The 22,032-nt window shown below is 71.1% G+C and carries 21 protein-coding genes and 1 tRNA gene; 7 read left to right on the forward strand and 15 right to left on the reverse strand.

Annotated features, from left to right (window positions below; all coding sequences use genetic code 11):
- Positions 1–18 precede the first annotated feature (18 nt).
- Entirely contained in the window at positions 19–1,014 is a 996-nt protein-coding gene (locus tag N801_RS07835; protein ID WP_035935878.1) for an NAD(P)H-binding protein, read from the reverse strand.
- Between the two features lie 22 nt (positions 1,015–1,036).
- Here N801_RS07835 and N801_RS07840 point away from each other — a divergent pair, with 22 nt between their 5' ends.
- The 3 genes from N801_RS07840 to N801_RS07850 all read left to right on the forward strand — a co-directional run bounded on the left by N801_RS07840 (position 1,037) and on the right by N801_RS07850 (position 3,058).
- On the forward strand, positions 1,037–1,762 hold the full coding sequence (locus N801_RS07840) for a CPBP family intramembrane glutamic endopeptidase (protein WP_035935882.1): 726 nt from the start codon (positions 1,037–1,039) through the stop codon (positions 1,760–1,762).
- A gap of 56 nt (positions 1,763–1,818) precedes the next feature.
- Positions 1,819–2,181: a TFIIB-type zinc ribbon-containing protein gene (locus N801_RS07845; protein ID WP_035935885.1), complete on the forward strand. Its 363-nt coding sequence runs from the start codon at positions 1,819–1,821 to the stop codon at positions 2,179–2,181.
- A 61-nt stretch (positions 2,182–2,242) separates the two neighbouring features.
- Positions 2,243–3,058, forward strand: a complete 816-nt coding sequence (locus tag N801_RS07850) for a hypothetical protein (protein ID WP_156996613.1) — start codon at positions 2,243–2,245, stop codon at positions 3,056–3,058.
- A 10-nt stretch (positions 3,059–3,068) separates the two neighbouring features.
- Here the strand turns inward: N801_RS07850 and N801_RS07855 are convergent, their stop codons facing one another.
- From N801_RS07855 to N801_RS07880, 6 genes are all read right to left on the reverse strand, one after another.
- Entirely contained in the window at positions 3,069–3,503 is a 435-nt protein-coding gene (locus N801_RS07855; protein WP_035935889.1) for a hypothetical protein, read from the reverse strand.
- Positions 3,504–3,591: 88 nt separating this feature from the next.
- Positions 3,592–4,620, reverse strand: coding sequence for an NAD(P)H-binding protein (locus tag N801_RS07860; protein WP_035935891.1), 1,029 nt, complete (start codon positions 4,618–4,620; stop codon positions 3,592–3,594).
- A 134-nt stretch (positions 4,621–4,754) separates the two neighbouring features.
- On the reverse strand, positions 4,755–6,635 hold the full coding sequence (locus N801_RS19675; protein WP_052112751.1) for a DUF1996 domain-containing protein: 1,881 nt from the start codon (positions 6,633–6,635) through the stop codon (positions 4,755–4,757).
- Positions 6,636–6,927: 292 nt separating this feature from the next.
- A tRNA-Lys gene (locus N801_RS07870) sits at positions 6,928–7,003 on the reverse strand.
- Positions 7,004–7,046: 43 nt separating this feature from the next.
- Positions 7,047–7,469, reverse strand: coding sequence for a DUF1810 domain-containing protein (locus N801_RS07875; RefSeq protein ID WP_035935894.1), 423 nt, complete (start codon positions 7,467–7,469; stop codon positions 7,047–7,049).
- Positions 7,460–8,359, reverse strand: coding sequence for a crotonase/enoyl-CoA hydratase family protein (locus N801_RS07880; RefSeq protein WP_035935897.1), 900 nt, complete (start codon positions 8,357–8,359; stop codon positions 7,460–7,462). The genes N801_RS07875 and N801_RS07880 overlap by 10 nt, the downstream gene beginning before the upstream one ends.
- 29 nt (positions 8,360–8,388) lie before the next feature.
- Between N801_RS07880 and N801_RS07885 the strand changes: the two genes are divergently transcribed.
- From N801_RS07885 to N801_RS07895, 3 genes are all read left to right on the forward strand, one after another.
- Positions 8,389–9,030 (forward strand): hypothetical protein, encoded by a 642-nt coding sequence (locus N801_RS07885; RefSeq protein ID WP_035935899.1) that lies wholly within the window; start codon positions 8,389–8,391, stop codon positions 9,028–9,030.
- Positions 9,031–9,420: 390 nt separating this feature from the next.
- Positions 9,421–10,047, forward strand: coding sequence for a DUF47 domain-containing protein (locus N801_RS07890; RefSeq protein WP_035935902.1), 627 nt, complete (start codon positions 9,421–9,423; stop codon positions 10,045–10,047).
- A 5-nt stretch (positions 10,048–10,052) separates the two neighbouring features.
- On the forward strand, positions 10,053–11,057 hold the full coding sequence (locus tag N801_RS07895) for an inorganic phosphate transporter (RefSeq protein WP_035935906.1): 1,005 nt from the start codon (positions 10,053–10,055) through the stop codon (positions 11,055–11,057).
- A gap of 93 nt (positions 11,058–11,150) precedes the next feature.
- Here N801_RS07895 and N801_RS07900 read toward each other — a convergent pair whose 3' ends face one another.
- From N801_RS07900 to cuyB, 8 genes are all read right to left on the reverse strand, one after another.
- A complete protein-coding gene (locus N801_RS07900) occupies positions 11,151–12,203 on the reverse strand; it encodes a type IV toxin-antitoxin system AbiEi family antitoxin domain-containing protein (protein ID WP_035935908.1) in 1,053 nt (350 codons plus the stop codon).
- Between the two features lie 169 nt (positions 12,204–12,372).
- Positions 12,373–13,149 (reverse strand): phosphate ABC transporter ATP-binding protein PstB, encoded by a 777-nt coding sequence (pstB, locus tag N801_RS07905; protein WP_035935910.1) that lies wholly within the window; start codon positions 13,147–13,149, stop codon positions 12,373–12,375.
- Between the two features lie 64 nt (positions 13,150–13,213).
- Positions 13,214–14,134 (reverse strand): phosphate ABC transporter permease PstA, encoded by a 921-nt coding sequence (gene pstA / locus N801_RS07910; protein ID WP_035935912.1) that lies wholly within the window; start codon positions 14,132–14,134, stop codon positions 13,214–13,216.
- Positions 14,131–15,144: a phosphate ABC transporter permease subunit PstC gene (pstC, locus tag N801_RS07915; RefSeq protein ID WP_035935915.1), complete on the reverse strand. Its 1,014-nt coding sequence runs from the start codon at positions 15,142–15,144 to the stop codon at positions 14,131–14,133. The genes pstA and pstC overlap by 4 nt, the downstream gene beginning before the upstream one ends.
- Before the next feature lie 102 nt (positions 15,145–15,246).
- On the reverse strand, positions 15,247–16,374 hold the full coding sequence (pstS, locus tag N801_RS07920; protein ID WP_035935919.1) for a phosphate ABC transporter substrate-binding protein PstS: 1,128 nt from the start codon (positions 16,372–16,374) through the stop codon (positions 15,247–15,249).
- 256 nt (positions 16,375–16,630) lie between these two features.
- The gene (locus N801_RS07925; protein WP_035935920.1) at positions 16,631–17,551 is read right to left on the reverse strand and encodes an NUDIX hydrolase; all 921 of its coding nucleotides are present in this window, start codon (positions 17,549–17,551) and stop codon (positions 16,631–16,633) included.
- Between the two features lie 41 nt (positions 17,552–17,592).
- Complete coding sequence (locus tag N801_RS07930) at positions 17,593–19,908, reverse strand: RNA degradosome polyphosphate kinase (RefSeq protein ID WP_035935923.1); 2,316 nt, start codon at positions 19,906–19,908, stop codon at positions 17,593–17,595.
- Positions 19,909–19,920: 12 nt separating this feature from the next.
- Positions 19,921–20,706, reverse strand: a complete 786-nt coding sequence (gene cuyB, locus N801_RS07935) for a cysteate racemase (protein WP_245618301.1) — start codon at positions 20,704–20,706, stop codon at positions 19,921–19,923.
- A gap of 99 nt (positions 20,707–20,805) precedes the next feature.
- Between cuyB and N801_RS07940 the strand changes: the two genes are divergently transcribed.
- Complete coding sequence (locus tag N801_RS07940) at positions 20,806–22,026, forward strand: lipid II:glycine glycyltransferase FemX (RefSeq protein WP_035935927.1); 1,221 nt, start codon at positions 20,806–20,808, stop codon at positions 22,024–22,026.
- Positions 22,027–22,032: the final 6 nt, after the last annotated feature.

A 22,032-nucleotide genomic window follows, 5' to 3' on the forward strand; every position in this document is an offset into this window, starting at 1 on the left:
GGTCCGGCTCGGTCCGGCTCAGCCGGCCCAGTCGGGGTCGGCCGCGGTGAGGTGGGCCGGGTCGACGGTGCCCGGCTCCGGGCGCTCCTTGCCCCGACCGCCGAGGGCGGCGCGCACGGCTTCGTCGAACGGGGTGGGCCCACCGGCGGGCGGGCCGACGACGTCGTCGATGTCGTTCTCCTGGCAGACGACCTCATGGATGAGGCTCCCGACGAGCGGCTTCGCGATACCCGCGGGCACCGGCGTGACGAAACCGACCCAGTGGCTCGCGAGCCCGGGGGTGAGGACGGGAACGGTCCGCACCGTGCGCGGGCGCAGGCCGGCGACCTTGGCGTAGCGCTGGATCATCTCGCGGTAGGTGAGAACCTCGGGCCCGCCGACGTCGAAGCTGCGGTTGAGGTCCTCCTTGATCGTCGCGGCACCGACGAGGTAGTGCAGGACGTCGGCGATCGCGATGGGCTGAATCCGGTTGTTGACCCACTTGGGTGTGACCATGACCGGCAGCTTCTTGGTGAGGTGGCGCAGCATCTCGAACGACGCCGAGCCCGAGCCGATGATGATGGCGGCCTGGAGGACGACCGTGGGGACGCCGGAGGCCATGAGCAGGTCGCCGACCTCCACCCGCGAGGCGAGGTGCGTCGACAGGTGCCCCTCGTTGGGGTGCAGGCCCGACAGGTAGACGATCCGGCCGACCCCCGCCTCCTGCGCCGCCAGCCCGAAGGTGCGGGCCAGCTCGCGGTCGCGGTGCTCGAAGTCGTCCTTGCCGTCCATCGAGTGGAGCAGGTAGTAGGCGACGTCGACGCCGGCCAGGGCCGTGTCGAGGTCCCGTCGCGAGGTGGCGTCGCCCTCGACGACCTCCACGTCGTCGGCCCAGTTGCGCGCTCGCAGCCGGTCGGCCGACCTCGTGAGGACCCGGACGTGGTGGCCGGTCTCGAGCAGGACGGGGACGAGGCGGGACCCGATGTAGCCGGTCGCGCCCGTCACGAGGACACGGGGCTGCTGGGGGGAAGTCATCTGTGGCATCGTCTCACTCGTCATGCCGAATCCCGTCACGGAACTGCGACGTTTCCTCAACGCTGCGCTCATCGAGCCCGTCCCGCGGGACCACTCCGAGAGCGACGCGGCCTTCCGGCGACGGCGCGTGGTGGCGGGGGTGACGCTCGTCGTCGGGCTCGGGGTGCACGCCTGGGCCCTGCGCATCCCGGCGGGCAACGACCTGTTCTACTTCGCGGCCGTCGCCCTGGCCATCGTCTGGGCGGTCGGCGCCCTCGTCTCCGGGCCGCTGCACCTCGGCCGGGCCAACACGCGCTCGGGTGACCACGGGGGCCGCTCGATCGTCCAGTCGCTCGTCCTCGGTGGCGCGCTGCTCGCGCTCTTCCTCGCCGGGGCCCTCGTCGTCGCGCGGATCCCGGTCCTGCGCGAGCCGGTCGACGCGCTGCTCGACCACGCGACGTACGGCTCGCTGGCCGTGGTCGCGGTCATCACGGCGGTCAACGGGGTCGCGGAGGAGCTGTTCTACCGCGGGGCCCTGTTCGCCGCCGTCGGACGCAGGCACGCGGTGCTCGTGACGACGGTGATCTACACGCTGGTCTCCGCCGCGGCCGGCATCCCGCTCCTCATCGTCGCGGGGCTGATCGTGGGCCTTGTCGTCGGACTCCAGCGTCGCGTCACCGGTGGGATCCTCGGGCCGATCATCACCCACCTCACCTGGTCGCAGGGGATGCTCTTCCTCCTCCCCCACGTCCTCGGCGCGGCGGGCTGATCCGCCGGTCCTCGGGCGGCGGGCACTCCCGACGCGGTTGGGGCGTTGGGTCAGGCATGAGCACCCTCACCTGCCCCAAGTGCGCGTCCGAGATGCGCAACTACGAGCGCAACCAGGTCCACGTCGACCAGTGCACCGGCTGCGGTGGCCTCTTCCTCGACCGCGGTGAGCTGGAGGCCCTCGTCAACGCCGAGAACGCCTGGCACCAGCAGCCTGCGACTCCGGCCCCGGTCACGCCGCAGCAGCCCCCGGTCCCGCAGCAGCCGGCATACCCCTCCCAGAGCGGCCCGTACGCGCAGCCCGCCGCCCAGTCGTACGGGCAGGCGCCCCGCTACTCCTCGTCGCCGGGCAAGGGGTACTACGGCCAGCCGCACGGCCAGCGCCGCAAGAAGTCGTTCCTCTCCGAGCTGTTCGACTGACCCGACTCGCAGGCCCCCGTTGACCACTGGTCAGCGGGGGTTTGTCGTGCCACGCTGGGCCATGAGCATCGGGGTGGGCCAGGGTCCCGTGGCCCGGGAGGGCGTGGCGACAGCGGGTGCGTCGACGTGGCCGGCGCGGGTGCTGGCGGCGTGCGGCGGCGGCGTGGTCGTCGTGTGCCTCCTCATGTGGGTCGCAGCGTGGAGCGACGGACTGCGCCCCTCCTCCTTCGAGCGGCTGCGCTCCGACATCGCAGCCGGCTCGGTGGTGCAGTGGTATGCCGCGTCCTCGCTCGACACGGGGCCGCTCGACGTCGCCCGGGCCGAGCAGGCGGGGATGTCCGACGGGGTGGGCTCGCAGGTCTCCGAGGATGCGGACGTCGCCGCGCCCGAGGGGTACCCCGACGGTGGGATCCTCGTGTGGCGCACGTGGGGCCAGACCGGGTGGTCGGTCGCAGGACCCGACGACGCGGTCTCGCCCGAGATGTCGGCGGACGCCACCGGGGAGTCCACCGCGCTGGTGCGCCAGCTGCGTGAGGCCGGGGTGGCGATGCGGCCGTTCGGGCACACCGACAGCTCCGTCCTCGACGGGGTCTTCGGTCTCGGCGGCGTGGCCCTCCTGGGGCGGCTGGTGCTCGGGCCGGCCACGCGCGTGGGGACGAAGTGGTTCTGGTTCTGGCTGCTCGTGGGCGCTCCGCTCGCGCTGGGCGCCGTCGCGTATGCCGTGACCGAGCTCGTCGGCCTGCGGCGCCGACGCGGCCGGTCCCCGGGCAGTCGACTCACGGGGATCGTCGGGTTCGCCGGGGGGATCCTGCTCAGCCTCGCGGTCGGGGTCGCCCTCGAGGTGCTCACGTCGTGGGGCGTGCCGGTCCCGCTCTGAGGCTGGGCCGTCAGCGGTCCTGGGGGGTGGCCTCGTGTCCGGGGCGGCCGTGGGTGCGCCGGGCCTGCTTCATCTCCGCCTCGTAGACGTGTCGTCGACCGTCCATGAGCGCGTCGCGGACGCGCTGGTCGTGCTCGCGGAAGGCGGCGTAGTAGCCGTCCTCGAACTCCTCGACGACCTGGAACGTCCACCGCCCGGCGAGGACGTTGCGGCCCACGAGGTCGGTCTCGATGTCGTCGGCCAGCTGGTCGTGCCCGGCGGCGCGCAGCTGGTCCACGGCCTCCCCCAGCGTGAGGTCGGCCCGGCCGAGGTTGCGGTGGAAGGCGAAGAGGGCACCCCTCGCCTCCTCGATGACCTCGAAGGCCTCCGAGAGCTTGCCGACGGCCTCCACCGTCGCGTCGCTGACACCGGAAGGTCGGGCGTGGGCGTCGTCCAGCGGCTTCATGGTCCCGATGCTAGGTGGCAGTGGACCGGGCGTGGGGTGCACGCACGGGTCGGTCGGTGGGAGGCGGGCCCCTCACCCGGCCACGGGGTCAGCGCCGGGTCGCGACGTCCTTGACCGCGTCGGCCACCTTGGCGAGGGCGGGCCTGCCGTCCCCACCACTGGCCCAGGCCGGGTCCTGCGGGAGGGGGCCCATGGGGTCGGCGTTCGCGGCCTCGGGGGCAGGTGCGGCCAGGGACCTGCCGAACGCCTCGTCGAGACCGACCAGCCGGTGGCCCACGGGCAGGAGCAGCTCGCGGAAGTCGTCGTCGCCGGCGACCATGTCGTGGTGGAGGCTCTCGGTGAGGGCCTCCACCGTCGGCCGGGGGACGTCGGTGAGGCTGCCGACGAGCGTGCCGACGAGCTGCGTGGGCAGCAGGGGGACGGTGACCTGCGGGCGAGTGAGGCCGGCGTGTGCGGTGTAGGCGGCGAGCAGCGCGCCGTAGCGCAACCGGTCGGGCCCGCCCACGTCGAAGTGACGCGAGGGGCCGCTGTAGTCCAGGGCGCCGACGAGCGCCTCGAGGACGTCGACGACGGCGATCGGCTGCACGAGCGAGTCCATCCAGGCGGGCACGGTGTGCACCGGCAGACGCTGGCTGACCTGGCGGATGATCTCGAAGGAGGTGGACCCGCTGCCGAGGAGGATGGCGGCGCGCAGGACCACCAGGGTGGAGGGCGTGTCACCGAGGATGCGCTCGACCTCGCGTCGAGAGGTGAGGTGCTCGGACAGCTCGTCGTCCGCGACGTCAGGGACGATCCCGGACAGGTAGACCACCCGCTCCACGCCGTGAGCGCGAACCGCCTCAGCGACGTGGGTGGCCGCCGCGCGGTCGGCCGCCGCGAAGTCCTCGCCGCCCATGCCGTGGATGAGGTAGTAGATCGCGTGGACGCCCGCGCAGGCCGACGAGACCTGGTCCGCGTCGAGGGCGTCCATGACCTGCGTCTCGACCTCGTCCGCCCACCACGGCTGCTCCCGGTCCGGGTCGCTCGTGGTGGTGCGCACCTCGTGGCCCAGCTCGAGTAGCCTCGGCACCAGCCGGCCACCGACGTACCCGCTGGCGCCCGTCACGAGAATCTTCACTGCGTACCCCAGTCCGTCGGTGGGCCCCGTGGGACTCGGACCCCCAACCTACAGAGGTGGTGCGCCCGAGGCTGTTCTCAGTGGTGCATCCCCGGCATCGGCACCGTCATGGGTGGTGGCGGTGCGATGGTCGGCTACTGGAGGGTCCAGCCGCTCCAGGGCGAGGTGCTCGAGAAGTTCCTCAGGTCGATGGTGATCGGCTCGGGGTCGTAGCTCGGCCTGAACAGGGTGTCGCCCGAGCGGTTGATGTTGGCGCACTCGCGGGCGCCGTTGAGGCAGGCGGCCACCAGGGCGTTCTGCACACGGTCGTCCCAAACGTTGAAGAAGTCGGCATGGAACGAGTAGATGCCGCCACTGGCCAGGGAGTACTCGGGTCCGCCGCCGAGGTTGACGTACTCCACCTCCATCGACAGTCGGGGGAGGGAGACCGGGTGGCTGGTCGGGCAGGCACCGGTGCTCGCGGCATACGCCATGTGGGACTTGTGGTCGGCACTGTCGAGGCGCACCCCGTCCCAGCAGCTGGGGAAGGTGAGGTCGACGACCATGGGTGCCGAGCTGCCCCCCGGGCAGGGGAACATGTGCGGGCTCTCCGGGCCACCGCGGCCGCAGCTCCACGACACGACCGAGGACGGCTGGTCGGACGTCGCCTTGGCGTTGCCGGCGATCATCCGCAGGCCGGGAGGGAACGGGTAGACCCCGGGGCCCCGGCCGTCGCCCGCTCGGCGGTAGTAGATCTGGCTCAGCTGTGGCGATCCGACGAACGAGCTTGTTCCGTCGGCGTTCTTCTTCACCAGCGAGGGGACCCAGTACGCCGAGCGGTCGCTCGTCCCCATGTCACGTCCGCAGCTCGACGTCGTCGCCTTGAGGCTCGTGAAGGTGCTGGCGGCATTCGTCGACCTGTTGCCGAAGAAGGTGTGCATGTGGGACGCGCCGAACTGGCCCGGGAACACGATCGGGTCGTCCGCCGCAGCGTGGTCGTTGCCGCACAGCACGTTCCACTGCGCGACGTGGTCCGCATAGGTGACTTTGCCCAGCGGGGGCAGGCTCGTCGGCGTGGGGGGAGTGGTCGTCGGCGTCGGGGTCGGGGTGGGCGTCGGCGTCGGGGTGGGGGTGGGCGTCGGAGTCGGCGTGGGTGTGGTCGTCAGCGGTCCCGCGTCGGGGAAGCGGACGCCGTTCCAGCCCGTGCTGATGGTGGGGTAGGGGGTGAGCCAGCCGCCGACGCCGTTGCCCCGGTACAGGCGCAGGCTGCCATCGGTGGTCCGCGCGAGCACGTCGCTGTGGCCGTCACCGGACCAGTCGCCGACACCGAGGAGACCGGTGAACCCCTTCCAACCGGTCCCGACGGTACGGGTCGTGGCGAAGCCTCCGGAGCCGTTGCTCCGGAACAGCCGCAGCTGGCCGTTGGCGCGGTTGCGGGCGAGGAAGTCGGGCGACGAGTCGCCGTCGAAGTCTCCGGTGAGCATCAGACCGTCGTGGCTGGACCACCCGGAGCCCACGACCCGCATGCCCAGGAACCCTCCGGCGCCGGTGCCGCGGTACATCCGCAGGGAGCCGTCGCTCCTCACGGTGGCCAGCAGGTCGTGGTGACCGTCACCGTCCCAGTCCCCGGGGGAGAAGATCTGGCTGAACATCTGCCAGCCGCTGCCGATGGTCCGGGCCTGGCGGAAACCGCCGGCGCCGTTGCCCGAGTAGAGCCAGAGCGCACCGGCGGGGTCGCGCGCGATGAGGTCGGTCCCGGCGACACCGTCCCAGTTGCCCACGAGGCGGGTCTGGTCCAGTGAGCCCCAGTTGCTGCCGACCTGGGTGCGGGCGCCGGCGAAGCCACTCGTCCCGGTTCCGCGGTACAGCCACAGCCTGCCGTCGGTCGCCGAGGGCACGACGACGTCGGCCGTGCCGTCGCCGCTCCAGTCCGACGCCGCCGTGGCGTTGACCGGGACGGCCGCTGCCCTCGCGGGTGCGGCACTCGGTCCGCCGAGCGTCGCCAAGAGGCTCGCCAGCAGGGCTGTGACCAACATCGAACGGTTTCTGACGGATCGACCCATCACGTACTCCCGGGGCAGGGTTTCGGGGTTGCGGCGGAGAGCTCCCGCCGGACGAGCTTGACTTGTGGCCGAGAGGGGCCCCTGCGTGCGGGCACGGCCGTGGGAGTGGTGGACATGCTAACCCCGTGGCAGGCGATCGAGCCCGTATATCAGGTGGTGGGCAGTCGGCGGGCCAGAATGGCCGAAATGTCTCACTGGGTGAGAGGCCACTCTCAGAAGGTGGTCGAAAGGGTCCGTCCGAGGAGCTGCGCGCGCCCGAGGAGGGTGGTGGGCCCCGTGGGACTCGAACCCACAACCTACGGATTAAAAGTCCGCAGCTCTGACCATTGAGCTAGAGGCCCGCGCAGGCAACGCCTGCACGTGCGGAGACGATACCTGCCGGTGTCAGAGGCGCTCGGTCGTCGCCGCGTCCTCGACCCCGTCGAAGTACTTCTCCAGCACGTCGGTGAAGAGCTGCCGGTCCGGGTCGACCTCGGCGGCCCGCGCGAACAGCGTCATCGACGACCGGAGCTTCACGGCGTCGATGCCCCCGAACACGGCCGCCGCGTCCGATCCGGGCAGCCCCAGCAGCACGGCGCAGCACTCGCGCAACCGTTGCCCGAGAACGGGATCGGCGAGGTAGGCGCGCGCCTCGGGGAGGCCGGACACGGCATACCTCTGCGCCATCTCACTGCGACCGAGCCCGGCGACCTGCGGGAAGACGAACCACATCCAGTGGCTGGTCTTCCGGCCGCGCCGCAGCTCGGCCAGCGCCGCGGCATACGTCCCGCCCGAGTCCTGCGCCTCGACGAACCGGTTCAGTCCCATGGCAGCCACTCCGGCAGGTCGCGGGAGGCCGAGGACGTGAACGACGGGGACCGCTTCTCCGCGAACGCCGCCACGCCCTCCTTCCCGTCGTGGACGCTCGTCCACCACATCGCCAGCGAGTCGATGCGGTGCGCCTCGATCGGGTGGGGCTGGGCGGAGCTGCGCCACATCATCTGGCGGGTCAGGGCGGTGGCGACCCGGGACCTGCCCGTGACGAAGCGCCGGGCCAGCTCGTATGCCGTGTCCAGCAGCGCCTCCGGCTCCACCACCGATCGGAGCAGGCCACCGTCCAGGGCCTCGGCCGGGGAGAGGATGTCGGCGGCGTACGTCCACTCGAGGGCCCGGGAGACCCCGACGAGCCGTGGCAGGAACCACGACGAGCACGCCTCGGGCACGATGCCCAGCCGCCCGAAGACGAAGCCGATCCGGGCGGCGGTCGAGGCGATCCGCACGTCCATCGGCAGCGTCATCGTCGCGCCGATGCCGACGGCCGGGCCGTTGATCGCGGCGATGACCGGCTTGGTGCAGTCGTAGATCGCCAGCGCGACGCGACCACCGGTGTCGCGCACGCCGTCGGCGATCTCGGGGGCGTCGAGACGGCTGCGCACGTCGTCGAGCGTCGGTGCGATCGACTCGTCGAGCCCGAAGACGTTGCCCTCGCGGGACAGGTCCATCCCGGCGCAGAAGGCGCGTCCGGCGCCGGTGACGACGACGGCGGCCACCGAGTCGTCGGTGTTGACCCGTCGGAACGCGTGCTCGAGCTCGTGCGCCATCGTCACGGTGAACGCGTTGAGCGCCTCGGGGCGGTGGAGCGTGAGGGTGAGGATGCCGTCGTCGGCCGCCTCCCAGCGGAGGGTCTCGTAGGGCCCGGGGACCGCGGTGTCCGTCATGCCCTCAACGTACGGTGCAGGATGGAGCGGTGACAGACAGCGGCCGCAGCGTTCCCCGTCGCCCGATCGCGTTCGGCCCGGATGCGATCGAGGCGCACGGCGGCAGTCTGCCCGGCCCGGCCGAGGTCACCGAGATCGCCCACCAGACGGCGGCCGTCCTCGTCGGGACGGGTCGCGCCGCCCACGACCCGGCGCTCACCGCCCGCCTCGTCGCGCTCGTCGACGACCTGGGCCTGTCGACCGTCGCCGACCTCTGGGCCGGGCGGCCGGCGCGGAGCCTCCCGGGTGCGCTGTGGCGGCTCTACGCGCTGCGCGAGTGGGTCCGGCGCCAACCCGTCCAGGCGAGCCGGGAGTATGCCGCGGGGATCCGGTTCACCGACGTCGCCCACGCCGTGGCCGGCATCGCCGAGCCCCCCGGACCGGACGAGGTCCGCGTCCTGGCCGACGACATCCTCACCGGGGTCTTCGCGGGCGACCTCGCCGTGGCGCTCGAGCGTGCCGCGGCGTTCGCCTCGGTCATCTCCGCAGGTCGGGCGGACCTGGCCCACGACCGGGACGGCACCGACCCGGCCGGCGCCGGGACGCTCACCACGACCGCCGCGGCGATGCAGCGCACGGGCGAGGACCTCCTGGCCTGCGCGCGGCTCTGGCGGGTCGACGAGCTCGACTGAGCCACCCGGCACACGCACCCGGCGTGCGCCCGGCATACGCGCTCGGCACTCACCCGGCATACGCGCCCGGCACTCACCCGGCATACGCGCTCGGCACTCACCCGGCATACGGCATCGACGGCACGCAGGGACGGGCGATCGTTCGGGAACACATCCCGCCCGACCGCGCGTTAGGCTTCAGTGGTGGTGCCGGACCGCGGCAGCCCCGGGTCCCAAAATCAGCCGCTACGAGCGGCCTCGCGCCGTGAGGCGCTCCCGGTCCGGCACCACGCACCGCTACCCCGTCGTACAGCCGGTGAACGGGGCCTGGACTGCCGATGTCGGAGATCTGGCCGACAGGCCGTAGCCTTTCCTCCGACACTTGACCTCGAGCCGTTCGGAGCGACTCTCGTGGGCTTCAGCCTCACTCCCAAGGAGACCGGGTTCTACGACCTGTTCTCGCAGTCCGCCAACCACCTCATCCAGGGTGCCGCCGAGCTCACCGCCATCCTCGGAGCGGACACTCAGGTCGAACGCGAAGCGATCGCCAAGAGGATGGACGAGGTGGAGACCTCGGCCGACGAGGCGACGCACGAGATCATCCGCAAGGTCAACTCCTCGTTCATCACGCCGTTCGACCGTGAGGACATCCACGGTCTCGCGAGCGCGCTCGACGACTGCATCGACCACATGGACGCCGCGGCCGACCTCGTCGCGCTCTACCGCATCGCCAGCTTCCCCAAGGGCGTGGTCAAGCAGGTCGAGATCCTCTCGCGGATGGCCGAGCTCACCGTCGAGGCGATGCCGCGGCTGCGCTCGATGAAGGACCTCAACACGTACTGGATCGAGATCAACCGTCTCGAGAACCGGGCTGACAAGGCGTACCGCCGGATGCTCGCCGAGCTCTTCAACGCCGACGGCGCCGACCCCATCCTCGTCATGAAGCTCAAGGAGCTCATCGACGAGCTCGAGGCGGCAGCGGATGCGTTCGAGAGCGTGGCCCACAAGGTCGAGAGCATCGCCGTCAAGGAGTCCTGACCACCGTGGAGAGCTGGATCCCGGTGGCCCTCGTCGTCTCCCTGGCGATGGGCTTCAACTACACCAACGGCTTCCACGACGCCGCGAACGCGATCGCGACGTCGGTGTCGACCCGTGCGCTCACGCCACGGATCGCCCTGGCCATGGCCGCCGTCGCCAACCTGTTCGGCGCCTTCCTCGGCACCAAGGTCGCCAAGACCGTCGGCAGCGGCATCATCGACGCGCCCGCGGGTTCGGTCGGCCTCACCATCTGCGCCGCGGGCCTCATCGGCGCGATCGCCTGGAACATGCTCACGTGGTGGTACGGGCTCCCGTCCTCCTCGTCGCACGCCCTCATCGGCGGCCTCGGTGGTGCGGCCATCGCCGCGTCGTCGACCGTCCACTGGGACGCCGTGTTCCAGAAGGTCATCCTGCCGATGATCGCCTCGCCCGTCGTCGGCCTCATCGTCGGCTACCTCGTCATGACGGCGATCCTCTGGCTCTTCCGCCGGACGCACCCGGGCAGGGTCAACCGCGGCTTCCGCTACGCGCAGACCGTCTCCGCTGCCGCCATGGCCTTCGGCCACGGCATGCAGGACGCGGCCAAGACCGCCGGTGTCGTCGTGCTCGCGCTCACCGTCGGCGGCTTCCACTCCGCCGACAGCGCGGCGATCCCGCTGTGGGTCCTCGTCCTCAGTGCCCTGGTGATCTCCGCCGGGACGTATGCCGGCGGGTGGCGGATCATGCGCACCCTCGGCCGACGCATCATCCACCTCGACCCCCCGCAGGGATTCGCGGCCGAGACCACGGCCGCGGCCGTCCTCTTCGTCGCGACCGGCACCGGGGCCCCGATCTCGACGACCCACGCCATCACCTCGGCGATCATGGGCGTCGGCTCGACGAAGTCGCTCAAGGCGGTGCGCTGGGGCGTGGCCAAGAACATCGTCGGGGCGTGGGTCTTCACCTTCCCCGGCGCCGGCCTCGTCGCCGCCGCGTCCTTCCTCCTCCTCAAGCTCATCGTCGGCATCTGACCCCTCGGGCCCCCCCCCGCTTCCCCGACTTATTGCGCATTCCGGTCCCCGCACGGCCACTGATTGCGCGTGACGTTCACCCCCCGGGGCGCATCACCACACGGAGCGCTCGAACTCCTTGCGGACGAGGATCCGCCAGCGCCTGAGACGGCGGTCGACCTCGCACTCGGCCAGGGGCGCACGGCAGCACCCGCACCGGAACACCGCGCTGTGCCGCAGCGGCGGCCGGGTGAGGTACGGCTGGAGCCGACCGTGCAGCGCCTCACCCGACACGGCCTCCGCCGGTGTCCACCGCACGACGGCCAGGCCGTGGTGCAGCAGGCGCTTCTCACCGCTCACCTCCGCGGCCACGGCGCTGCTCACCGCCTGCTCGGTCGTGCCCGAGATCAGGTACTTGCCGACACCGTCGGCCTCACCGATGACCCCGTGCTCGGGCCACAGGGCGTCGACCCGAGCGAGGAACTCGCCATCAGGAGTGAGGACCTCGACCTGCGGGACCGGGTCCGGCACCGCCCACGCCGCCAGGGCCCAGGCCGAGGCGGACTCGAGCCAGTTCTCCCTCCTGCCGTCCGCGAGGAGGAGGATCCCGTTCATCGACGCGACGCCGGGCCACCGTCGTTGGTGCCTGCGCATGGCGAGCAGCCCGTCGTGGGTGACGAACCCGGCTCGCAGCGCGCCGTCCGCGATCGCGAGGGCGTCGCGCGGCAGCAGCACCCTCGCGCAGTCGACCACGGTCCGCGTGGGGGTGAGCCGCGGCCGACCGCCGTCGAGCTCGATGTGCCGGTGCGGAGTGGCCCCTCGGTGGAACCGCCGCCAGTCGTCGGGCCGGCTCGTGCGCGCGTCGTCCAGCAGCGTCATGGAGACCCGCTCGGGAGGGTATGCCGGGTGCGGCAGTCCCATGGCGGCCGCGGCGCTCGCGTGACTGAGGATCGCGTCGGGGGTCAGCCGGGCGGCGGCGAGGCTGAGGAACTGGTGGCGCTGCCACGGTTCGTGGGCCGACCACGGTGAGCGGACGGCATACACGCCTCTGCCCAACCGCTGGAGGCTGCCCGCGCTCGTCGCACGGGACAGGGAGGCACTGGTGAAGCCGAGCGAGAGGGCCTCGTGCCGGGAGAAGGGTTGGGGGAGCAGAGCGAAGTCGTCCACCCGCAACAGCGTCGCGCGCGAGCCGTGGACGGGTCACCCCCGAGGGTGCGACCTGTGGATGACGAGGTCCACGGGCTCCGCCTGTGGACGACCGTGAACGCCGCGCGCAATCAGTCGTCGTCGCTGGGACGAAATGCGCAATAAGTCGGGAAAGGCTCGGGGCGAGGGGTCAGCCGAAGCGGCCGGAGATGTAGTCCTCGGTGGCCTTCTGCGTCGGGTTGCTGAAGATCTTCTGGGTGTCGGCGACCTCGACGAGGCGTCCGGGCTGGCCCGTGGCCTTGAGGTTGAAGAACGCCGTCTGGTCCGAGACACGCGCCGCCTGCTGCATGTTGTGCGTGACGATGACGATCGTGTACTGGCTCTTGAGGTCGTTGATGAGGTCCTCGATGGCCAGCGTCGAGATCGGGTCGAGCGCCGAGCACGGCTCGTCCATGAGCAGCACCTGGGGCTCGACGGCGATGGCGCGGGCGATGCACAGCCGCTGCTGCTGACCACCGGACAGCCCGGCGCCCGGCTTGTCGAGGCGGTCCTTGACCTCGTTCCACAGGTTGGCGCCCTTGAGTGAGCGCTCGACCACCTCGTCGAGCTTCTTCTTGTTCTTGACGCCGTTGAGCCTGAGCCCCGCGGCGACGTTGTCGCGGATCGACATGGTCGGGAACGGGTTGGGCCGCTGGAAGACCATGCCGACGGTGCGGCGCACCGCCACCGGGTCCATCGACGACGCGTACAGGTCCTGGTCGTCGAGCGTGACCTTCCCCTCGACGCGACCACCGGGGATGACCTCGTGCATGCGGTTGAGGGTGCGCAGGACGGTCGACTTGCCGCAGCCCGACGGGCCGATGAAGGCCGTCACGGAGCGGGGTTCGACGGTGAGCGAGACCCCCTCGACGGCCTTGAAGTCGCCGTAGTAGATGTCGAGGTCCTTGACGTCGATGCGCTTGGCCATGGGTGCTGTCGTTTCTCTCTGCTGTCAGGGGTCGTGAGGTCGGTATGCCGGGTGCGCGGCCGGGTCAGTTCCGCACCTTGCTGAACCGGCCGACGAAACGGCCGAGGATGTTCAGCAGGAAGATGATGAGGATGAGGGTGAGGGCTGCGCCCCAGACCCGGTCGACGGCCGGCTGGAGGTTCTCGCTGTACTCCTGGTAGATCATCGTCGGCAGCGTGGCCATGAGCCCGTCGAAGAGGTTGGTCGCGATGACCTTGGTGTAGGGGCCGAGGATGATGAGCGGCGCCGTCTCACCCATGACGCGGGCGAGCCCGAGGAGCACGCCGGTGACGATGCCCGAGAAGGAGGTCGGGATGACGATCTTCATGATCGTCTTCCACTTCGGCACCCCCAGGGCGTAGGACGCCTCGCGCAGCTCGTTGGGGACGAGCTTGAGCATCTCCTCGGTGGAGCGGACGACCGTGGGGATCATGAGCATCGTCAGCGCGAGACACACGGCGAAGCCGATCCGCTGGAAGCCGAAGGTGACGACCCAGACGGCGTAGATGAACAGGGCCGCGACGATCGAGGGGATGCCGGTGAGGATGTCGACCATGAACGACACGGTCTTGGCGAGCCGTCCGCGGCCGTACTCGACGAGGTAGACCGCGGTGAGCACGCCGATCGGCACCGAGATGAGCGCGGTGACGAACGCCTGGATGAGCGTCCCCTGGATCGCGTGCACCGCGCCGCCGCCGACCCGGCGCGCGGTGATGCCGGACTGGGAGTTGCCCCACCAGCTGGCGTCGAGCAGCATCTGGCCGCCCTTGAGGACGGTCGTCCCGAGGATCCACACCAGGGGGATGAGGGCGATGACGAAGGCCGCCCACATCACGACCCGGGCGAGCTGGTCGGTGAGGGCCCGTCCCGTGGACTTGCCGCCGAAGTCGTCGACCCCCGTCGTGGCCGGGGGGGCGGACTCGTCGAGGGTGCGGACGGCGCTCATTCGGTGAAGGCCTTCCGGCGCTCGATGACGACACGGGCGGCCGCGTTGACGATGAAGGTGAGGATGAACAGGACCAGGCCGGCGGCGATGTAGGCGCCGGTCTTCTGGGCGGAGTCGAACTCACCGGCGTCGTTGGCGATCCGGGACGCGAAGGTCTCGCCGCCGCCGAAGATGGAGAACGAGAAGGCCGACGACGTGTTGAGCGCCGACAGCAGCAGCGTGACCGCGAGGGTCTCGCCCAGTGCGCGGCCGAGGCCGAGCATGGCCGCGGAGATGATGCCCGGCTTGCCGAACGGCAGGACCGCGACGCGGATCATCTCCCACTTGGTCGCACCCAGGGCGAGGGCGCCCTCCTTGTGCGTCGTCGGCACCTGCGCGAAGACCTCGCGGGAGATGGCGGTGACGATCGGCAGGATCATGATGGCGAGGATGAGGCCCGCGAACGCGAGGGTGCTCTTCGCGCTCGGCGTCCCGGTGTACTCGAAGACGGGCAGCCAGCCGAGCACGCGGTCGACGACCTCGGCGAAGGGCTCGAAGTACTGGCCCGCGACGGTGAGGCCCCAGAAGCCGTAGACGATCGAGGGCACGGCGGCCAGCAGGTCGACGAGCGTCGCCGCGGACCGGGTCAGCCACGGGGGCGCGTACTGCGTGATGAAGAGGGCGACCGCGACGCCCAGAGGCACGGCGATGAGCATCGCGATGACCGAGGTGACGATCGTGGCCCAGAGGAGGTCGACGATCCCGAAGCGGGGCTCGGCGCCGCTCGCCACCCACTCGCGCGAGGTGAGGAAGTTGGCGTTGTTGTTGAGGAGGGAGGGGACGGCCTGGACGACGAGGAAGACCCCGACGAGGCTGACGAGCGCGACGACGAGGAGCCCGGCGCCGGTGGCCAGCCCACCGAAGATGCGGTCACCGAGACGACCCGTGCCGGCCCGGTCGGCCTCGAGCGGGGGGCGACCGTCACTGGTGGGGAGCTCGTCGATCGCGCTGTGCCCGGTGATCGATGACACGAGGTCGCGTCCTCTCAGGAGGGGAAGGGGAGAGGGGGCGGGGCCGGACGGGCCCCGCCCCCTCAGTGGACCAGATGGTCGACCGGTCCGGAAGGACCGGGGTCAGGAAATGGCGTCGATCGCCGCGACGACCTTGGTCTGCACCTCGGGGGGCAGCGGGGCGTAGCCGATCTCCTCGATCGTCTTCTGGGCCTCCTCGGACGCGAAGTACTTGAGGAAGGCCTTGATGTTCTTCTGCTTCTCGGGGTCCTTGCCCTTCGAGCAGACGATCTCGTAGGTGACGAGGTTGATCGGGTAGGCGCCCGGCACCTTGGTCGCGTAGTCGAGCTTGAGGGCGAGGTCGTTGCCCGTGCCGGTCTGCTCGGCGGTGGCGATGGCCTTGCCGACCGACTCGGAGGTCAGCTCGACGGGGCCGGCGCCGTTGTCGATCGCCGCGACGGCCAGGTCGTTGTCCTTGGCGTAGCTCCACTCGACGTAGGTCAGGCCACCGTCGGTGCTCTTGACGCCCTCGGCGACACCGGCCGACTTGGCCTTGCCCTCGCCCTTGCCGTCCCACGTCTTGGCCGGCTCGGTGGTCCAGTTGGCCGGGGCCGCGGCCTTGAGGTACTTCGTGAAGTTCTCTGTCGTGCCCGACTCATCGGAGCGGAAGAAGACCTTGATGGCGGTGGCCGGGAGCTCGACGCCGGGGTTGACCGCGGCGATCTTCGGGTCGTTCCAGGTGGTGATCTTGCCCGAGAAGATGTCGCCGGCGACGGCGGGGGTCAGGGTGAGCTTGTCGATGCCCTTGACGTTGTAGGCGAGGGCGACGGGGCCGGTGACCATGGGGATGTTCCAGGCGGGCGAGCCGCAGGCGGTCGCGGCCTCGGTGGCCTCGACCTTGCCGTCCTTCTCGACGGTCTTCAGTGCGGAGTCGGACCCGCCGAAGTCGACCTGCCCGGCGATGAACTGCTTGATGCCCGCGCCGGAGCCGGACGGGTTGTAGTTGACCGTGGCGCCGCTGCACTTCTCCTTGAAGCCCGCCGCGACCTCGTCGATGGCGTTCTTCTGGGCGGAGGAGCCCTCGACGTTGAGGGTGCCCTCGAAGCAGTCGGCGGGGGCCGACGAGCTGGCGGTGCCCTCGGCAGCGCCGGCGCTGTCGGTGCCGGTGTTGTTGTCCGAGCCGCAGCCGGCCAGGGCGATCGAACCGACGAGGGCGAGGGACGCCATCGCGCCGAGACGCTGAATCTTCACTGTGTGTACCTCTCACAAGGACATGGAATGGGGCCGGACAGGGTGTGCCGACGCCTTGAAGGTAGGCAGGGCCGGTGACGCGGTGGCCCGTGCCGGGTGAACGAGGCGTGAACGCTGTTCGGCCATTGCCTGTCGAGCAGTTCAAGCGTGCCGGGGCCTGGTCCCACGTCCGGAATGCGCAACCAGTGGGGTCGCTGGGAACGGAATGCGCAATGAGTCGGGGTCGTGGGAACGGAATGCGCAATAAGTCGGGGGGTTAGGGGAGGTGACGCTCGACGGCGACGACGCGGGCATCCGTGCCCGAGCCGGCCACGTGACAGACGAGCGCCTCGCCCTTGAGCAGCCGGTCTTCCTGCGCCTGCGCGAACGCCTCGAGCATCCCCACCGAGTCGGGTCCGCCGAGCGCGAGGCGGGAGCCGAGGACGTCGAGCAGGTCGCCCATCACCGGCCCGTGCGAGCACACGACGACGGGCTCGGCCCGCCGCAGCAGGCTGTCGACGTGCGACACGGCCTTGCCCGGGTTGGCGGCGTACCCCTCCTCGGACAGGCCGCCCCTCGTGCGCGGCTCGATGCCGGCGGACACGGCATACGGAAGGACCGTGTCGAGACACCGCACGGAGGGTGAGCTCACCACCCGGGTGACCCCGTATGCCGCGAGCACCGGGACGAGGGCGGCCGCCCGTTCGCGGCCGCGCGCGTCCAACGGCCGCTCCGTGTCGTCGCGGGTCCAGGCGGAGCGGGCCACCGCCCGGGCGTGCCGGACGACGACGAGGGGCCAGGTGTCGAGGGCGCCGTCGGTGTGGACCCGGACGAGGGACCGCAGCTGGTCACGGTCGTGCGCGTAGTCGAGGCGGGCGTAGGCCTCGGTCACGTCGAGCCAGGCGACCGCGTCGATCTCGTTCTCGAGGCGGCCGTGGCCGCCGGTCACCGCGGCGGCCCAGTAGCGGACGACCTTGTCGCCGCGCTCGCCCGCCTTGGTGAGCACGACGTAGCGAGCCTCCGGCAGGGGCCGGCCCAGGCGCACCTCGAGCCCGGTCTCCTCGACGCTCTCGCGGGCCGCGGCGGTCGCCCAGTCCTCCCCGGGGTCGAGCTTGCCCTTGGGCCACGACCAGTCGTCGTAGCGGGGGCGGTGCACGAGCAGCACCTCGAGCACCCCGGCGCGCACCCGCCACGGCACCGTGCCTGCCGCGGGGATGACCGGGATGCGGTCCTGGGGGCTCAGCGCCGTCGGGCCTTGCGTCGCCGCTTGGCGTGCATCTCGATGAGCACCGTCTGGATGTCGTCGAGCGGCTCGCCGCCGGGGCCCAGGTGGCGCCGGGTCCAGCGGCCGTCGCCGCTGAGGGACCAGTGGGCGTAGTCGCCGCTCATGCCCTTGGTCATGAGCGAGAAGAGGTCGCTGACGTGGCGGGGGTCGCCCAGCCGGACGAGGCACTCGACGCGCCGGTCGAGGTTGCGGTGCATCAGGTCGGCGCTGCCGATCCACGCCTCGGCGTCGTCGCCGGTGCCGAAGAGGAACACCCGGGAGTGCTCGAGGAAGCGGCCGAGGACCGAGTGCACGGTGATGTTCTCGGACATGCCCTCGACGCCGGGTCGCAGGGCGCAGATGCCGCGCACCCACACGTCGACCTTCACGCCGGCCCGCGAGGCGAGGTAGAGGGCGTCGATGACCTGCTCGTCGACGATCGAGTTGACCTTGATGCCGATGTAGCCGGTGCCGGCCGAGGCCTCCTCGCGGTCGATCTGGTCGTCGATGCGCTCGAGCAGCCCGGTGCGCACCGACCGCGGCGCGACGAGCAGGCGCTTGAACTTGCTCCGGGGAGCGACCCCGGAGAGCTGGTTGAACAGGCGGGTGAGGTCGTCGGCGACCTGCGGGTCGACGGTGAGCAGGCCGAAGTCCTCGTAGAGGCGTGCGGTCTTGGGGTTGTAGTTGCCGGTGCCGATGTGGCAGTAGCGCTGCAACCCGTGGTCCTCCTGCCGCACGACGAGGCTGAGCTTGGAGTGCGTCTTGAGGCCGACGATGCCGTAGACGACGTGGACGCCCGCGCGCTCGAGCTTGCGTGCCCACGAGATGTTGTTCTGCTCGTCGAAGCGGGCCTTGATCTCGACGACCGCGAGCACCTGCTTGCCGCTGTCGGCCGCGTCGATGAGGGCGTCGATGATCGGGGAGTCGCCGCTGGTGCGGTAGAGCGTCTGCTTGATGGCCAGCACGTGCGGGTCGGCGGCCGCCTGCTCGATGAACGCCTGCACCGACGTCGAGAACGAGTCGTAGGGGTGCTGGAGCAGGACGTCCTGCTTGCGGATGCTCGCGAAGATGTCGCGGGCCTTCGCGCTCTCGGTCGGCGCGAGGTCGCTGTTGGTCCGCGCGACGAACGCCTCGTAGTGCAGGTCGGAGCGCTCGAGGTCGGCGATGATGTTGAGCCCGCGCATGTCGAGCGGAGCCGGGAGCCGGTAGACCTCGGCGGCGGAGACGCCGAGCTCGCGCACGAGCAGGTCCATGACGTGGTCGTCCATCTCGCGGTCGACCTCGAGCCGGACCGGGGGGCCGAAGCGGCGCCGGGTCAGCTCCTTCTCGAGGGCGGCGAGGAGGTTCTCGGCGTCGTCCTCCTCGACCTCGAGGTCCTCGTTGCGGGTGACCCGGAACGTGTAGTGCTCGTGGACCTCCATCCCCGGGAAGAGCTGGTCGAGGTGGTTGGCCATGACGTCCTCGATCGGGACGAAGCGCGCGTCGAAGATGTCGCCGGACGCCCCGGTCTCGCCGACCCGCAGCAGCCGGGGGAGCAGCGGCGGCACCTTGACCCGCGCGAAGTGCTCCTTGCCCGTCTTGGGGTTGATGAGCAGCACGGCGAGGTTGAGCGAGAGCCCGGAGATGTAGGGGAACGGGTGCGCCGGGTCGACCGCCAGCGGGGTGAGGACGGGGAAGACGCGGTCGGTGAAGAGCTGGCCCAGCTGCTCCTGCTCCTCCTCGGACAGCTCGTCCCAGCGCAGGATCTGGATGCCCTCCTTCTCGAGGGCCGGCTGCACCATGTCGTCGTAGACGCGGGCCTGCATGTCGAGCAGCTCGTGGCTGACGACCGAGATCTGCTCGAGGACCTCGCGCGGCTCCAGACCCGAGGCCGAGCGCACGGCGAGGCCGGTGGCGATGCGCCGCTTGAGGCCGGCGACCCGGACCATGAAGAACTCGTCGAGGTTCGACGTGAAGATCGCGAGGAACCGGGCGCGCTCGAGCAGCGGCACGTCCTCGTCGGCGGCGAGCTGGAGGACCCGCTCGTTGAACTGCAGCCAGGAGATCTCGCGGTCGAGGAAGCGGTCGGTCGGCAGACCGGCGTCGTCGACCTCGCCGGGCGTGCGCACGAACCGTCCGTTCGCGGCGCGCGGCTGCGTGAGCCGGGCCTCGGCGGCGGACGCGCTCGCGATCGAGACCTCCTGCACGAAGCGGGCGCCGGCGGCGGCCTGCGCGGCCTCGTCAGCCGCGTCGGTGCTGCCGTCGACGCGCGCCGGCTCGACAGCGCTGGAGGGGCTCGTCGACGTCGTCATGCCCTCATCGTGTCAGGTCGAGGTGATCGGGACGAGACCTGCGCCCCCGGCTCCGGTCGCCCCGTCTCCACGCAGCCGCCCGCCGGCCATCGTCACCGTGCGCGCGGCGAGGGCGTCGAGGGAGTCGATGACGTCGACGTCGTCGACCGACAGGTCGGTCCGCAGGATCGACAGCTCGGTGCACGCGAGCAGGACCGCCCCGGCGCCCCTGGCGCGCAGGTGCGCGACCGCCGCGTCGAAGCGCTCGCGCTCGACCGGCATACCGGCCTTGACCCCGTCGTAGATCATCGACATGACGTCCTTCTGGACCACCTCGTCCGGGGCCACCGCCGTGAGGCCGGCCGCGGCGGCGGCGTCGTGGTAGGTCCGGGCCCGCAGCGTCCCGTCGGTCGCGAGGATCCCGACCGTGGTGAGGTCGCGCACCGCCGCCTGCGCGGCCCCGACGGTCTCGGCGACGATGTCGATGACGGGGATGCTCACGGCGTCGCGGACCTCGTCGATGAAGGCCTGCGCGGTGTTGCAGGGCAGGGCGATGAACTTCGCGCCGGCCCGCTCGATCTGCCGGGCGTCCTCGGCCATGACCGGTCCGGGGCTGTCCGTCGAGTCGCCGACGAGGTATGCCGTCCGGTCGGGGATGCTCGCGTGGTTCCACACGAGCATGTCGACGTGGTCCTGGTCCCGGGAGGCGTCGGTGAGGTCGAGGATGCGCTGCATGAAGTAGACGGTGGCCATGGGGCCGACGCCGCCGAGGATGCCGACCGGTTCGTTGCGTTCGCGTTCGTCGCGTTCGTTGCGCACCCGGCGAGCCTAACCCCGGCCCCTGCTCCGTCCGCGGAGTCGTGGCGGTCCGGCCGATAGACTCCCGGCGACCCGCGATCACCCCGACCAAGGAGCTCCGTGGCACTGTCCACCCTCGACCTCACCCCGCGCGAGCACGACGACTTCGTGCGGGACCACCCCCACGGGCACCTCATGCAGACGACGCCCTGGGGTCGGGAGAAGGAGCTCACCGGCTGGACCTGGCGGACCGTCGCCGTGGGCCGCACCGGTGCCGACGGCGAGCGCGAGGTCACCGGCGCCGCGCTCATCCTCTTCCGGCGGACCCCGGTCCTGCCGCTGGCGCTGGCGTACTGCCCCCGCGGGTTCGTCGTCGATTGGTCCGACGACGAGAGCGTCGACGCGCTGCTCGCCGAGGTGACCCGGGTCGCCAGGGACAACCGCGGCGTCCTGCTCCGCGTCGACCCCGCCGTGCGCATCGACGACCCGGCCATCCGTCCCGCGCTGGAGTCGCGGGGCTTCACCCGCACCGACCCCGGCGACGACGCCGCCAAGACCCTCGCCCAGCCGGCGCTGCGCATGGTCACCGACATCTCCGACCTCGACGCGCTCCACAAGGACCTGTCGCAGGGCACGCGGCAGTCGATCCGCAAGGCCGAGAAGTCCGGCCTGGTCTACGAGTCGGTCGGCCGCGACAAGATCCCCGCGTTCCACGAGCTCATGCGGACCACCGGCGCGCGGGACGGCTTCGGCATCCGCAGCCTCGAGTACTTCACGACGCTCTACGACGTCCTCTCACCGACCGACGACATCGTCGTCTCGCTCGTCAGGCTCGACCACGGGGCGGCGGCCGAGGCGGCACGCGCGAAAGTCGAGGAGTCGCGCCAGCAGCTCGAGAAGGCGCTGGCGAAGCGTGAGAAGTACCCCTCCGAGAAGGCCGACCGCCAGGTCGAGCAGCTCGAGCAGGGCATCGCCAAGAACGAGGCGTCCGCCGCCGAGTTCGAGGCGTCGCACGCGAGGCACCCCGACGGCCAGTACCTCGCCGGCTCGATCTTCGCGACCTGCGGCACCCGGGGCTCGTACCTGTACGCCGCCTCGTCCGACGAGCACCGCAACCTGCGCCCCAACTACCTCATGGTCTGGCGGATCATGCAGGACGCCGCGGCCAGGGGCGTGACGAGCTTCGACTTCGGGGGCATCGACGCGTCCGAGGGGCTCGAGGAGTTCAAGCGCCAGTGGAACCCGGAACGACGTGAGTACGCCGGTGAGTTCACCCGCGAGCTGCGTCCCCTCGCGGGCCGGCTCGTCGACCTCGTCGTCCGCGTCTACAAGCGTCGCTGAGATGCG

It is taken from the genome of Knoellia aerolata DSM 18566 (genome assembly GCF_000768695.1).
GTDB lineage: Bacteria > Actinomycetota > Actinomycetes > Actinomycetales > Dermatophilaceae > Knoellia > Knoellia aerolata.